Annotated in this window: 10 protein-coding genes; 6 read left to right on the plus strand and 4 right to left on the minus strand. The window is 49.4% G+C overall.

Annotation, left to right across the window (positions count from 1 at the left end; translation table 11 throughout):
* Nucleotides 1–109 precede the first annotated feature (109 nt).
* From MJ769_RS14195 to MJ769_RS14220, 6 genes are all read left to right on the plus strand, one after another.
* On the plus strand, nt 110–1,585 hold the full coding sequence (locus MJ769_RS14195) for a ribulose-bisphosphate carboxylase large subunit (protein ID WP_239237796.1): 1,476 nt from the start codon (nt 110–112) through the stop codon (nt 1,583–1,585).
* A 23-nt stretch (nt 1,586–1,608) separates the two neighbouring features.
* On the plus strand, nt 1,609–2,043 hold the full coding sequence (locus MJ769_RS14200) for a ribulose bisphosphate carboxylase small subunit (RefSeq protein WP_239237797.1): 435 nt from the start codon (nt 1,609–1,611) through the stop codon (nt 2,041–2,043).
* 185 nt (nt 2,044–2,228) lie between these two features.
* Nucleotides 2,229–3,194 (plus strand): CbbX protein, encoded by a 966-nt coding sequence (cbbX, locus tag MJ769_RS14205; protein ID WP_239237798.1) that lies wholly within the window; start codon nt 2,229–2,231, stop codon nt 3,192–3,194.
* Between the two features lie 142 nt (nt 3,195–3,336).
* The gene (gene purE, locus MJ769_RS14210) at nt 3,337–3,828 is read left to right on the plus strand and encodes a 5-(carboxyamino)imidazole ribonucleotide mutase (protein WP_239237799.1); all 492 of its coding nucleotides are present in this window, start codon (nt 3,337–3,339) and stop codon (nt 3,826–3,828) included.
* Nucleotides 3,829–3,935: 107 nt separating this feature from the next.
* Nucleotides 3,936–4,820: a phosphoribosylaminoimidazolesuccinocarboxamide synthase gene (locus tag MJ769_RS14215; protein ID WP_239237800.1), complete on the plus strand. Its 885-nt coding sequence runs from the start codon at nt 3,936–3,938 to the stop codon at nt 4,818–4,820.
* 246 nt (nt 4,821–5,066) lie between these two features.
* A complete protein-coding gene (locus MJ769_RS14220) occupies nt 5,067–5,219 on the plus strand; it encodes a phosphate-starvation-inducible PsiE family protein (RefSeq protein ID WP_239237801.1) in 153 nt (50 codons plus the stop codon).
* 712 nt (nt 5,220–5,931) lie between these two features.
* Here MJ769_RS14220 and MJ769_RS14225 read toward each other — a convergent pair.
* The 4 genes from MJ769_RS14225 to MJ769_RS14240 form a co-directional block, all read right to left on the minus strand.
* Complete coding sequence (locus MJ769_RS14225; protein WP_239237802.1) at nt 5,932–8,700, minus strand: glycosyltransferase; 2,769 nt, start codon at nt 8,698–8,700, stop codon at nt 5,932–5,934.
* A gap of 299 nt (nt 8,701–8,999) precedes the next feature.
* Nucleotides 9,000–10,166: a glycoside hydrolase family 3 N-terminal domain-containing protein gene (locus MJ769_RS14230; RefSeq protein ID WP_239237803.1), complete on the minus strand. Its 1,167-nt coding sequence runs from the start codon at nt 10,164–10,166 to the stop codon at nt 9,000–9,002.
* Between the two features lie 178 nt (nt 10,167–10,344).
* Complete coding sequence (locus tag MJ769_RS14235) at nt 10,345–13,623, minus strand: AMP-binding protein (protein WP_239237804.1); 3,279 nt, start codon at nt 13,621–13,623, stop codon at nt 10,345–10,347.
* A gap of 18 nt (nt 13,624–13,641) precedes the next feature.
* Nucleotides 13,642–14,241: a YdcF family protein gene (locus MJ769_RS14240; RefSeq protein ID WP_239237805.1), complete on the minus strand. Its 600-nt coding sequence runs from the start codon at nt 14,239–14,241 to the stop codon at nt 13,642–13,644.
* Between the last annotated feature and the right edge of the window lie 157 nt (nt 14,242–14,398).

The raw sequence follows: 14,398 nt of genomic DNA on the forward strand, positions 1-14,398 counted from the left end.
TACTGTATACATCACGCGCTGAAATAAATACCCATTAATCGTAATGAGTATTGCCCGCCAGCTTACGTAGGTGGGCGCGGTGCGGTTTTTTCAATAATTGGAGATAACCATGGCATCTGAAACAATGAAAGAAGGCAAAGAACGCTATAAATCTGGCGTTATACCCTATAAGAAAATGGGCTATTGGGAGCCTGATTACAAGATCAAAGATACAGATGTGCTCGCAATGTTCCGTATGACGCCACAACCAGGTATGGATCCAGAGGAAGTTGCCGCTGCGGTGGCAGGCGAATCTTCCACTGCCACATGGACGGTGGTATGGACTGATCGTTTGACCGCGTGTGAAATGTATCGCGCCAAGTGTTACCGTTGCGACCTAGTCCCTAACACAGGCGAGGGCACCAAAACAGAAGCCCAGTACTTTATTTACATCGCTTATGAATTGGATTTGTTCGAGGGAGGTTCCATTGCCAACCTGACTGCTTCCATCATCGGTAACGTGTTTGGCATGAAAGCAGTAAGGGCATTACGCCTCGAAGATATGCGTATCCCTGTTGCATATCTCAAAACATTCCAAGGTCCCGCCACCGGTGTTATCGTCGAGCGTGAACGTCTGGATAAATTTGGACGTCCTCTGTTGGGTGCAACTACAAAGCCTAAGCTCGGTCTTTCCGGCCGTAACTATGGCCGTGTGGTGTATGAAGCCCTAAAAGGTGGCCTGGATTTCATGAAAGACGATGAGAACATCAATTCACAGCCCTTCATGCACTGGCGTGACCGTTTCATGTATTGCATGGAGGCCGTGAACAAAGCTTCCGCTGCAACCGGCGAAGTCAAGGGACATTATCTTAATGTTACCGCTGGCACAATGGAAGAAATGTATAAGCGCGCTGAGTTTGCCAAGTCGCTAGGTTCGGTCATCATTATGATTGACCTCGTTATCGGCTACACTGCTATTCAGTCGATGGCGCTTTGGGCACGTCAGAACGACATGATTCTGCACTTGCACCGTGCGGGTAACTCGACCTACTCGCGTCAGAAAAATCACGGCATGAGCTTCCGCGTTATTTGCAAGTGGATGCGTATGGCGGGTGTGGATCACATCCATGCTGGTACTGTCGTGGGCAAGCTGGAAGGCGATCCGCTCATGATCAGAGGCTATTACGACACGCTGCTTGATACACACACCCCTTTGAATTTGGAGAAAGGTCTGTTCTTCGAACAGGACTGGGCTTCACTCAATAAATGTATGCCAGTTGCGTCCGGTGGAATTCACGCTGGCCAAATGCACCAATTGCTAACCTATCTCGGCGACGATGTCGTACTGCAATTCGGTGGCGGTACTATTGGACATCCACAAGGCATTCAGGCAGGTGCGGTAGCAAATCGTACGGCACTGGAAGTCATGGTTCAGGCACGTAATGAAGGTCGCGACATCTGGAACGAAGGCCCGCAGATTCTGCAAGATGCAGCCAAATGGTGCGGCCCGCTTAAAGCAGGACTGGATACGTGGAAAGATGTCAGCTTCAACTACGAGTCCACCGACACCCCTGACTTTGTTCCTTCTGCCACGACCAGCGTTTAATTAACATATAAGGAGAATTGATTATGATGACCAATCCTGGAAATCAGATCACGCAAGGGCAGTTTTCTTTTCTGCCCCCGCTGACTGATGTACAAATCACAGCACAAATTAAATATGCACTGAAATCTGGCTGGTCGCTGGCCGTCGAATACACCGACGATCCGCACCCGCGCAACACCTACTGGGAAATGTTCGGCAACCCTATGTTCGACCTTAAAGATCCCGCAGGAATCTTGATGGAAATCAACAATTGCCGTAAGACGTTCCCGAATCACTACATCCGTGTGATGGCTTTTAGTTCAGCATATGGAATAGAAAGCCCAACCATGTCCTACATCGTAAACCGTCCTAAAAACGAGCCTGGTTTCGGGCTGGTGCGCCAGGAAACGGATAGTCGTAGCATACGCTACACCGTCCATTCCTACGCAACTGAAAAGCCGGAAGGCGAGCGGTACTAAGCAATCGCGGGTACGGCATATGCCGTACCCGTTTTTTAACCGGCTGTTGAAATGCTCTGTAAATAGTCCTCTTCAGAACTTGGCGCTAAAAAATGTTTTTCTTTAAGCTTCTGTTCAAATATTCAATAATACGCAGATGACTATGCGGAAAATTTCAACAGCCGATTGATTTTAAAGGTTTAAAAATGAACGAATCCACAAAAGACCTTGTACTTCCAGACGATACTCCAGTTGACTTGGACGCAGAATTTCGTGACTCCAATATTGAAGAGGTGTTGGCTAAACTTGATCGCGAATTGATCGGCCTGTTACCGGTCAAGACACGCATCCGCGAAACTGCGGCACTTTTGCTGGTAGACCGCGTCCGCAAGAAGCTCAATTTGTCGGCGGTTTCACCAACGCTACATATGAGCTTTACTGGCAACCCAGGCACCGGAAAAACCACGGTAGCAATGCGTATGGCGGAAATACTGCATCGTCTGGGTTATGTGCGCGAAGGTCATTTAATATCAGTCACACGCGATGACTTGGTCGGCCAATATATCGGACACACTGCACCAAAAACAAAAGAAATCATCAAAAAAGCAATGGGCGGCGTGTTATTTATAGATGAGGCCTATTACCTCTATAAGCCTGAAAACGAGCGGGATTATGGAGCAGAATCTATCGAAATTCTATTACAAGTGATGGAAAACAACCGTGACGATCTGGTAGTTATTTTGGCCGGTTATAAAGACAGAATGGACAAATTTTTCCACAGTAACCCCGGCATGCGCTCGCGCATTGCGCATCACATTGACTTTCCTGATTACTCAGCAGAAGAATTGCTCATCATCGCAAAGCTCATGCTGGCAGAACAAAATTACCGTTTCAGCGCGGAAGCAGAAAAAGCATTCGCAGAGTACATTCCCCTGCGGATGAAGCTGGAACATTTTGCCAATGCGCGTTCCATTCGCAACGCACTGGATCGCGCGCGCATGCGCCAAGCCAACCGCCTGTTCGCTGGCGCCAAGAAAAGCTTAACCAAAATTGATTTGATAACCATTGAAGCCGAAGAAATCTATGCCAGCCGCGTGTTTCTGGATGGGCAGGTTGATTTGGATGGTGATGAGATGGTGGAAGAGAAAAAAGATGAAGTTACGAAGGACTGAAGTCTGCGGCTCGATCTTTTCAAACATGTGAGAGCATAAACTCTGTTCTGTATAAAACTGGTGAACCCATCCAAGGGTCGCTAGAGAAGAAATTTCAGAAACTATAATAATTTGTAAAAATACAATATAAATAAGGGGCTACATGAATAAACCACTGGTTTCCATCTTGATGGGCAGTGCAAATGATTGGGAAGTCATGCAGCAGGCCGCGCGGCCTTTGCATGACTTTGGCGTGGCTTACGATGCACGCGTAATCTCTGCGCACCGCTCACCTGAACTGTTATTGAGCTATGTTCAAGACATGAGTGAGCAGGGCGTACAGTGCTTCATCGCCGGTGCGGGTGGTGCAGCACATCTGGCTGGCGTCATTGCGGGTCAAACCACTCTGCCAGTGCTGGGTGTACCCATTCCATCAAAATACCTAAAAGGAATCGATTCGCTACTGTCCATCGTGCAAATGCCTAAGGGTATTCCAGTGGCTACATTTGCTATCGGTGAAGCTGGTGCGGCCAATGCCGGACTGTTCGCAATAGCCATGCTGGCACTAAATGATACGCAGTTGGCCAAGCGGCTCATCGAGTTCCGTAAACAGCAAGCCGAAGCAATTGCTGTGATCAAGCTGCCGTCACTATAGAACCTGCCAAAAAATAGATTGATCAGGACATCAGGATTTCGGCCTTCGCAGGAATGACGAATCTCACTATTTTAATGACAGACTCTATAAGCTAAAAGAGGAAACCTATGTCTGTATTACTTGAATCCAACTTAACCAGCTTGACCTTATTACACCGCGGCAAAGTGCGTGACATTTATGAAGTGGACGATGATCGCCTGCTCATTGTTCAGACTGATCGCTTGTCTGCCTTCGATATCATTTTGCCGACCCCAGTTCCAGGAAAGGGTCAAGTACTCACTTCCCTGTCCAACTTCTGGTTTGACAAGCTTATTAACGTTCTTCCTAATCACCTTACCGGCATCAAACCTGAATCATTAGTCAATACTGACGCAGAGCGTGCGCAACTGACTGGCCGAGCATTCGTAGTTAAACGCTTGAGACCCGTGCCTATTGAGGCCATTGTTCGCGGCTATCTTGCTGGTTCCGCTTGGAAAGAGTACCAGCAAACTGGCACGGTGTGCGGCATTAAATTACCTGCCGATTTGCAGGAAGCGCAAAAACTGCCGCAACCAATATTTACACCTTCAACCAAAGCAGCCGCTGGTGAACACGATGAGAACATCTCCTTCGAGCAGGCCACAAAATTGCTGGGAATACCGCGTGCGAATGCAGTGCGCCATGCCGCTTTGTCGCTGTATACCCAGGCCGCGGAATATGCGGCCACCAAGGGGATTATCATTGCTGATACCAAATTTGAATTTGGTACAGATTCATCAGGAAAAATGTATTTGATTGATGAAGCGCTGACGCCCGATTCCTCGCGGTTCTGGCCTGCAGATCAATACAATGTAGGAAGCAACCCGCCTAGCTTTGATAAGCAGTTCGTTCGTGACTGGCTGGAAGCTTCTGGCTGGAACAAGCAACTTCCAGCGCCGACAGTTCCTACCGACGTAATCGAAAAGACTACGGAAAAATATCACAATGCTTTGCAACTGTTGATGAATGCGTGACATATTTCTGCAGCTATTGGCATTAGCACAAAGCTAAAGATTTTTGAACGATCTAATAGATTGAAAATAATCGCTATTAAATAATTCAATCAGCGACTTCTTTCTTTAGTCGAAAATATCGGCCTGCTGGTCATTGCCGTTGCCACAGTGTTCGCTTTGGCGAACGAGACCGTGATTATGGTTCGGGCAGTACACGTGAAATTCACCGATCTTTAGCTACGCTTCCACTACTTGGAAGTACTCGCCATGGTTGGGCTCTATTGCAACTCAGGCAAGTTGCCAGTACGCTTCCCGCTTTACATCGGGATGTTGGCACTTGCGCGCTACCTGATTCTAGACATGTGCGCCATCGATGACTGGCGCATGATGCTCTCAATAACTGTATCTATCCTGATGTAACGTTGGCAGTGCTCCTGATTCGCTTGGGTCATGTACGTTATCCCTATTCGGATGACGAGCCGACGGCAGAATTGCGGCAATTCAACCGAGTACCGGATTGACAAGAAAACAAGACGTTCTGAGTTCCAAAGCTATTTCGGATAACAAGATACAAGCAGTTGCAGCATTACTGCGGGCAGTGAGACCGTAGCTTGTTTCACTGAGGCAATCTACGGTTTGGGGACGCTGAAGAAATTACTGCCGAAATAGCCCGTTACAGCTCTCATTTAACGCGCTTTCCAAAGATTGATATTGTTGCCTGCTTGGTAAGCGGATTTTAAATTCCCGGGCATAAAAAATCTGGATTTCAGATCACCGCATGAAGTACTATTCAGGGTGGAGATGCACTACACCAAGCCAACATTAGCTGTTGCACTTCGAACTTGAATTCGCCTCCTTTTGTCACTGGCTGTTTGTTGAAAAGTGTTTTGGCAGTTCAGCATAATGTGTTGCAATTTACTTTAAATCTATACACGACCTGAACGCGATATACCGCTTATAGGCGAAAAGTCACCCGCAAAGCCAGGGTGTAACCATTCAAAGACGTGCCAATCCTACTGATTCTTGGCTTTTCAGCATTTTGGTACATCCGCTGGAATTATTCAGAGGGACACGAATTTGGCATTGCCAGGCATGGGCGTGATGACAGAATGCTCACTGTTGTACCGATAGCTCATATTTTGCTTGGCGGTGGTGGCAGCCGATTATCGTTACGACCTTGCTGCAGGCTGTGGGACATTCCTCTTATCCCAATAATCCCGCAAATTTTGTCAGCCATGTCCAGTTCCGTTGGAGTCATTTCATCGTAACGAGGTGCCGAGTACCTGGTTTCGCCACTCAGGTACATATCAATCTCGTTGGCAAGGGCAATCATCTTCACTTCGGCATCAAAAATAGTGATTCGCCCGACATCTGTCACCACAAACTGATGTTGTGGCGATTTCGTCCCCTTGAGCGTATAGCCCCTGACCAGACGCTCCACCTTGTTGCCCTCGCCACCCAGTTTACCGCATACATCATCACTCGCCGCCTGCTTGCCTTCCGGATGTGCCGGGCAATGGGTGTATGCAGCGTGCAGCAGTCCAGCCATCACGATTTCAATTCGAAAGTCATAGCGCAGGAGCACGCTGGCGGTACCTGCCAGATGGTTAATAAAGGGTCGGCCACATGAGCGGTATCCTCCATTCACGAATCCCTGTGCAGTGAAATAGGCGTTGCTTAGCAAGTCGATTTCTTCGGCTTGATAGCCTTGCTTTATGGCCAAATCCAGCAAGCCTGAACGGGTCTGCTGCAGTTCCTCCTTGCTCATAGCAGTGTTCCACTCCTGGCGCGGAGGGATATTTGCCCTGAGCGGATCAATGTGGCCCACATGCTTACTCAGAAAAATACGTACCCCACCAAAGGAACGCTGGTCGTCGCAGACCCCCCATTTCTTTGCAAAATTAAGTATGCTCTGTTCACCCGCTTCGCGCGACCAGCGCAATCTAAATATGGGAAGATCTTCCAGCAGAAAATCGGTGAAAGCAAGGTAGTTCACACGCGATGCAGGCTCCATGTAAGTGGAGTAACCCAGCCGTTTAGCAGCAAGAGCAGCATCAATATGTTCGTGGACACAGAGGATTCCGTCATCAAGCAGGCTGTGCTCCTGCAGGAGTTGGGTACGAACCAGCATGCAGTGGTATTCAACATAATCGCAGGTCTTTCTGAAGAGCTGTTCATGCACGTCCTCAGGTCGGCGATTGAAGAGCTGATGCTCCTCCTCCATGATCAGTCCATCATTACTGACGTCCGGGAAAATAATAAGTCTGCCGCCCGCCATGTGGATTTTTGGCGTGGATTTACCGTCGCCCCAAAGGTACAAAGGACCCACAATACCAGCACCGGTCTCATCAGCGCATGCTATTAACTGCTCCAGCCAGCCTGGTTCAACCTGAACGTCGTTGTCTATGAATACGGTATATTCAGACGATATACGATCCAGAACTTTTATTCTGGCTTGATTAGGCCAGAGGGGATCTTCGGTGTGCACCCATTCAACCCCGTATTGGTGGGCCAGCGTTTCAAGTTGCTCGCGAATCCAGGCTGGCGAATGGCAGTCCACGAAGATGAGGCGGAAAATGGGAGGTGTATTGGACAGGATAGACTTCAAGGCTTGGATTGTCAGGCTGTAACGCTCACGAATGGTCATAACGATCGTAACGCGAGCGTTGTGGCTGGCTTTAACCATGTGGGGTTCTTGATTTGGCTGGATAGCGCCGCAACATTCTTTAAAGCGACGTCCGCTGCCGCATGGGCACGGTGCCAGCCGTCCCGGTCGTTGAACGCCTGTAGCGGAAGGCTGGACGGGAAGCGATGCTCGGGCAGTGACCGGCAAGCGTCGGGCAAGTGCATCGGCAGCAGCCTGAAATGACGGATTGCTTCCCGCTTGCCGGGCAAAGGCAAGTGCTTCTTCGTATTTTTGGGACGCCTCTAAGATGAACGCCATAGTCATGCGAAACTCATCGACTGACGGATTGATCTCGATTGCCCGTCGAGTCAATTTTTCTGCCGTAGCCAGCTGACCGTCATGAAGATCCAGTCGGGCGAGCCCGTGCAAGGCACTGGGGTCGTCCGGGTATGCTACTAGCGTTTTATTGAACAAAGTGCGGGAAAGTTCAAAATTACCGTCATGGAAGGCGCGAACCGCCTCCATGCACATCTCGACAAGGCGGCGGCTATGATAGGACAATGCGCCGGACCATTTCAATCGCAAAATATTTTCCGAACGTTCTAGGCGAGGTATATCCCGGGTTGCTCCGGAACCAGTGCCAGAGGTTCCCAAGTAGGGGCAATAGTTGAATCCTGCAACCGGAACAAATACAAAATCGGAGTGCTCCGCAATTTGATTCAGAAAATCGCGATCCTCGCAAATTTCAAGTGTTTCATCAAAGCGGCAGCCCAATTCAATGACTTTGCGTCGGATAATCGCCGCTTGCCAGTAAAACAAGGGGCCGTAGTACATCAATGCGCGGTTGAACGGACTACCAAAAAGTTTTTCGACCTTCCCGTTCTCATCAAGCACTCTGGTTCGACCGTAGACTAGCAGCGTTTCAGGATGTTCACGGGAGGCGTTAAGCATTTCAGAGAGGAAATCAGGATCATACGTATCGTCGTCGTCCAAAAAGCAGAACCACTCGCCATGCACGGCTTGCAAGCCTTCGTTGGCGGCTTGTGGCCGAGGCAACTGGCGTTGGCCACTGACGATTCGGATTGAATGGTCGGACTGCCAAGCAATTGCCGGTAGTGCCGGGTGGTTCCCGCCAGTTGCATCAACGACTATTACTTCAACGTTTGGATAATCCTGCCGTGAGATCGATTCCAGCGCCAGGCGAAGCTCCGATCGCCCCATGCTGCGAACTATGACGGAAACGAGCGGTAAAGGCGGCTGATTGTCAGAATACATAGCAAGTACTTTCTATAAAGAACAAGCATGAATAATATGGAACTCGCTAAACTTGCGACTAAACATTAGCTGTAGTGATTGTTTCTTGAATTCGCAAAGCTTTAGGGTACCTCTAAAAAACGCTTCTGTCCGTGCATGTGCATAGCTAATTAAAGTTATACATCAATAGTGTAATAGTAACCTCATTAAAGAAGCCGATGAAGTAATGCATGTCATGACCACCGCGAGGCTAAGATGTACTGGATAGTGCATTGAATTAAAAATTGAATTAAACCCATCTACCAGCCCAATTGCCTCATTCAATACTGCGGCGGTGCTATTCTGTAGGTATATTTGGTCATCATAATGCGCCGATACGAATCGAGGAGCCGCGCACGAGCAGCGCGCGTTTCCACCGTTTTAATGTTAGACGGCGATAGCGCTTTTGTCAGATGATTGCGGATTTCCAATGGGTTTGTCGGCCCCATGAGCAGATCGGCCCCGGCCATAAATGCCGCGAGCGCAGCGTCTTTCTCCGAATCTTTGGGTGCGAGGCCACGCATCTCGATGGCATCGGTAACGATGAGCCCTTTAAAGCCCAGCTCCCGCCGTGCTAGCCCTTGCAGAATGGGCTCGGAAATGCTGGCAGCCAAACCGGTAGCGTCTAGTGCGGGATACGCGACATGAGCAGTCATCAGTCCGCCAGCACCGACTGCAAACGCCGTGCGGAACGGCCTTAAGTCGGCCTCGAGTTCGGCGCGCGTGGCCGTAATCGCGGAGCTTGTCTCATGACTGTTGTCTTGCGTGCGCCCATGCCCTGGAAAATGCTTGACGACCGCGATGACACCAGACGCCTGCAGTGCGGTGACAGCAGTTGCAACGGCCTGCGAAACAATTTCAGGATTGGAAGAGAAAGCGCGATCTCCCAAAAACGATAATGCTGGGTAGAACCCAAGGTCAGCAACTGGGGCCAGATCCATGTTTATATTGAGTGCTGCCAATTCAGTGCCGATGATGGTATATGCCTTTTCTATGGCGTCCTGGCCACGCAACGCAAGATTACGTGCCGGCGGTATTATGACCGTCCCCGCAAGCCCTCGAATCCGTGAAACACGCCCACCTTCTTCGTCGATGGCGATGAAGGGCGGAATCCGTAACACGCCGCGAATATCGGCGATTAGCTTGCGCACCTGTTGTGCGGACGAAATATTGGCGCCATAGAGCACCACGCCCCCTGGTTGAACATCAGCAAGCATCGCGCGCGTGGAATCGTCGAGCTCCAACTGGTTGGAGCCATCCCCGTGGTAGCGGATGTGTACGAGTAGCAATTGCCCTATCATCGCTGCATCGGTCGCCACCGGAACCACATAATGAGAGGAATCTTCGATGATAGTCTTCGCTGACGACAGCTCTGCTGCCCACAGCGACAGTCCGAACAGGCACATTGGCAACAGCTTGAGGACTCTTCCATAATTAAAAGTTGGCATACGTATTTCTGGTGAGTGGAAGTTTCAGGGGGCGGTCTTATATTTTGGCTTGCATTAAGCAGTTAGACTTGGATTACCTAAGACACCGGGCCCTGCAGTCAGAGCGCGTAGCTGTCGCTTTTGTTTATTCGCGGATCGAATCCCTACTTTTTTATGCCCCTACTACGATTTCGTTTGATTATTCAGAACGAAATATTTGGTCATGCAGAACTATTTCCAGTCTGGATTTCAAATGCTGGGCTGATTCAATATTTCCATTTGCAGCCTGAATTTTCCCCAGCATTTCCAGGGCGCGGGAGCTGCCTGGGTCAATGGCAATAGACTTTTGCAGACAGGTGATTGCGAGGTCGATCCTCTTCAGTCTAATGGCATGAATACCGAGATCAAAATAAGCCACATCATTCGCTATCGGGTAGGCAAGTGACATAACAAGCTGTTTCTCAGCTTCAGCAACGTGATTATTCGCAACCAGGAAATCAAGCAATTGCAGCCGAAGTTCCAGACTTTCTGGAACTTGGTCGAGCCCAGTTCTGAGGCCTCTTTCTGCTCCTACAATATCTCCTAGCGTCAAACAAATAGCTCCTATGATTCGGGCTACCGCCGGGGAATCAATTTTTGTCTGTTTGGCAAAATGCAAGGCGTGGAGACCAAAATTGCTTGACTTGCCATGTTTTAGTGCTGCGCGAAGGTGGAAGTGTGTCGTGAGTGGCCAAGGATCCCTTTTTAAGGCTAAGAAATATGTCTCTGAGGCAGGAATATTTTGATCAGCTGCAAACAAGGCATACGCAAGTCTTGAGAAGACCCAGGAAGGCATGTTAGGCTCTGCGGCTATGGCACGCTTCAGCGACTCAATTTCCAATAACGCGTTGCCTTCAATACATGCATTGCGAGCCTCGTCAATCGCCATTCGCGCTATCTCTGAAATCAATAGATGGGGATGGAGAAATCCTATGTCACCCCTTATACCCGCTGCAATGTATTTACTCAAAATCCCGAGAGATGGGTTTCTTACGATCGATTGGTGATCACCGGGAATATCAATGATTTCAACGCCATTTTTGGAGAGATATGACCATCCTCCTGTTTTATCCGAAAGGGGCAAGTAGACACTGTCCTTGGCCCTGAAATACCGAAGAGGCCCTTCTACAAGACACGGCAGGTATAGTTTGTCTAGCAAGCGATGATGTTCAATCACAAAATTGGTGGGCGTCGTAGTGACAACATTGAAATTTCGATGCTCGAGTTTTGCAGTGATGTCGATGACTGACAGCGTCCCCACTGCCAGCCCTGATGCGAACAACTGCCTCCCCATTTCAAAGACGATAATTCCACCAAACGAATGTCCCGCAAGGTGATAGGGACCTTGGGGCTGTATCGTTCGCATCAACGTGCAGCATTCACTAGCGAGTTCTGGAATGCTGCGAAACCGGAGTGCCCAGTTAGTCGGGGCGGTTATGTGAAATGTCCAAACCGAGAACTCGGGGCCCATTTCAAGCGCAAGGTTATGAGCGTAGCCTGTGTTCCCCCACACCCCGGGCGCAATGAATAACGCCTTTCCAGATGTTCCTGTCTGTACCGGAACGATTGATAATCGACTGGGGCCAGCCGGTTTCGTTTGAACAAAATCCAGAACATTTCGAAGAGTAGGCGCGCGGGCGAAGATAGCTGGTGGGAGGATGACACCTAATTCCTGCTCCAGGGCAACAGTAAACGTCAATGCTCCCAGAGAGTCTCCGCCGAGTTCGAAAAAATCGTCTGTCAGATTAGGCGTCACACCATCAAGAAAACTGGCCATCAGTGCGGCAATCTTATCTTGTAATGTTTCAGGTGGGCTGATTTCTGGAGAGTGGGGATGAGATGTGTCGGCCCGCATGAAGACCTCAGCCAGTCTGCCGCGCTGTACTTTTCCAGAGCGAGTTCTTGGTAATTCCTCTGGTTTAATGCGCATGCATCGGGCCAAGCCAAATCCGAATCGGTCGACGCAGGTCTTTCTGATGAGTGATTCGGTTGTACCACGATCGACATTCGCTTCATCTGTTGCATAAACCAAGGCTGGGCGCTCGATTTGTCTGCCATCATCAGCCCACGGAAAAACATAGGCCAAGGATATTCCCGGAATCGACTGTATGACAGAATCAATTTCGCTACAGGAAAACTTGAGTGCGTTCACGAGGATGACTTCTTTTTCCCTGCCTGTCACGCACAAACAGCCTTCCTGCAGATAGCCTGTATCACCGGTTCGAAACCATCTATCAGCAGTAAAGATCAGCTTATCGAGCTCGGGACTTCCAAAATATCCGGAGGTCATTGTTGGGCCGCACACTTCAATCTGCCCGATCTCCCCTTCCTGGCATAGACTTCCGTCGTGATCGGCAATACGAACGGAATGCCCTTGCGTCGGAAAATCGATAAGTGGTGGTTCATGACCGTTGTTGTGCAACGCTGGTTGGAATGATCGTTTACCGCCTGCAACGGGTCCGCATTCGGATAGTCCATAACCCAAAATAACTGTTTCGGCTGGGGCACCATTACCCACAAGGACTTCGATAAATCGGGTACAAATCTTTGACGAGACCATTTCTGTGCCAACGCCCACGCGTTGCAGACTCGAGAGATTCCAGTTGGATGATGATGCCGCATCCGCGATCAATTTCATGCCAAAATTACTCATTCCGGCATGAGTGATACCGTGGGACTGAATTAGGTCAAGCCAACCCAGAGGGTTCTGCACAAACGATTCTGGCGCTAGTTGAATCTTCAATCGTCCATTAGGCCCCGCTACCCCCAGCCCCATGACATGATCCAACGGCATCCAATTCAGAAATTTCGTCTGATTGGGAGCGGATGGGCCCGCCGGCCACCAACGGTGCATCAAGGCCTTGCCGCTGAGGGTAACGAGTTGCGGTTGACCAGTCGTACCGGAAGTTGAGATAAGTACCGCTGGGGCACCCCAGTCAGTTGAAGTTATTCCTTCAGCCGGCGAGTATTCACTAAGCTGGCGAAATGAAATCTGCCTCCTTCCCTTGCTCCAGAAAAGGTCTTCGTCATCAGAAAGAATCAAGGGCTGAGCGAGACGCGCATGGATTTTATCTAGCCTGTCTTTAAACTCATGGTGTGCACGGACATTCCACCGACTGCCGGCGAGCGGTACAGCCACCATGCCGCCCAGCAAGGTGGCCCAAAGCGCCGGGATAAAAGTTGCCGGATTTCCTGCATCAATAATCAGTACATCTCCGAGCTTGCAACCCGAGTCTTCAAGTCCACGGAGCATGCATAGCGCCCTGTTCCAGATCTGGGAATAGCTGAGTTCCTCGGACACCAGTGCCCCATTTGAAAAAACAAATGCTCCACTGAAATGGTTGGCGAGTGCCAGCCGCAATGCGTCCTGTAGACTGTGGGGCATTGCAAAGTCAATGGCAGCGCCAATCGCCAATGCTGGTGTAGTCTTATCCTTCATAAAGTGTATTCGGCGCTTTCAATTAATGCCTTCCGGCAGCATGTTTCCTGGAAAGTATCTGACGATTTTTTCAATCTCGTCAGACACATTCCTACGTCCTGCTTCAGTCTCGTACCAGGTGTTACTCGTGTAGTGAATGCTTGGATAAGTTGCAATCCCAAATTGGACACCATTGCCAAACACTTTCTGTGCCGTTAACAATGCGCGACGGCTATGAAAATGAATTGAAACAATATTCACTACAGAGCGGGTTGTTCTAATGTTGTTGGCTTGAAGTAGGAAAACTGCATTGGAGAAATTTTCAGCAGTATTACTTGAATCTGGATCAACCAGAATATCCGAATCGGGTATTCCTATTGATTTGGCTTTCCTGTACATCTTGAGTGCTTCGATCGCGCCAATTTTTGGATTGTAACCGCCGCATAAGGCTAGCCGCCCGGCAAGTCCCTGACGGTACAGGTCAATTGCCCTTGCTAAAGGCCGCTCCCATAAACTCATTCCCAAGACAATCGTGACATCAGCTTTCAATACGTTATCAGGAACGAAGATGAAATGTGTCAAGGTGTCCATCTGGGAGGTTATCAATGAACTGTGTAAGCACTCCTGCGATGTATTCATGCAATTCTCATACAGTGCTCTGAGGGTAAACCGGGCTACTACAATAAGAGAGCTGCCGAGAATAGCCAATTCAATGGATCTACGCAACACCCGTAAATCTTGCTACTAGTGTAGTGAACCGTAATTAATGGAACTAATAACAATGGTGCCTGTCTCA

Origin of the sequence: Candidatus Nitrotoga sp. BS, from assembly GCF_927797785.1 — a bacterium.
Lineage (GTDB): Bacteria > Pseudomonadota > Gammaproteobacteria > Burkholderiales > Gallionellaceae > Nitrotoga.

Bases quoted from the DNA above. Each gene is read 5' to 3' on its own strand.
- MJ769_RS14195 (WP_239237796.1), top strand. From the start codon at position 110: ATGGCATCTGAAACAATGAAAGAAGGCAAAGAACGCTATAAATCTGGC.
- MJ769_RS14200 (WP_239237797.1), top strand. From the start codon at position 1,609: ATGATGACCAATCCTGGAAATCAGATCACGCAAGGGCAGTTTTCTTTT.
- cbbX (WP_239237798.1), top strand. From the start codon at position 2,229: ATGAACGAATCCACAAAAGACCTTGTACTTCCAGACGATACTCCAGTT.
- purE (WP_239237799.1), top strand. From the start codon at position 3,337: ATGAATAAACCACTGGTTTCCATCTTGATGGGCAGTGCAAATGATTGG.
- MJ769_RS14215 (WP_239237800.1), top strand. From the start codon at position 3,936: ATGTCTGTATTACTTGAATCCAACTTAACCAGCTTGACCTTATTACAC.
- MJ769_RS14220 (WP_239237801.1), top strand. From the start codon at position 5,067: ATGGTTGGGCTCTATTGCAACTCAGGCAAGTTGCCAGTACGCTTCCCG.
- MJ769_RS14225 (WP_239237802.1), bottom strand. From the start codon at position 8,700: ATGTATTCTGACAATCAGCCGCCTTTACCGCTCGTTTCCGTCATAGTT.
- MJ769_RS14230 (WP_239237803.1), bottom strand. From the start codon at position 10,166: ATGCCAACTTTTAATTATGGAAGAGTCCTCAAGCTGTTGCCAATGTGC.
- MJ769_RS14235 (WP_239237804.1), bottom strand. From the start codon at position 13,623: ATGAAGGATAAGACTACACCAGCATTGGCGATTGGCGCTGCCATTGAC.
- MJ769_RS14240 (WP_239237805.1), bottom strand. From the start codon at position 14,241: ATGAATACATCGCAGGAGTGCTTACACAGTTCATTGATAACCTCCCAG.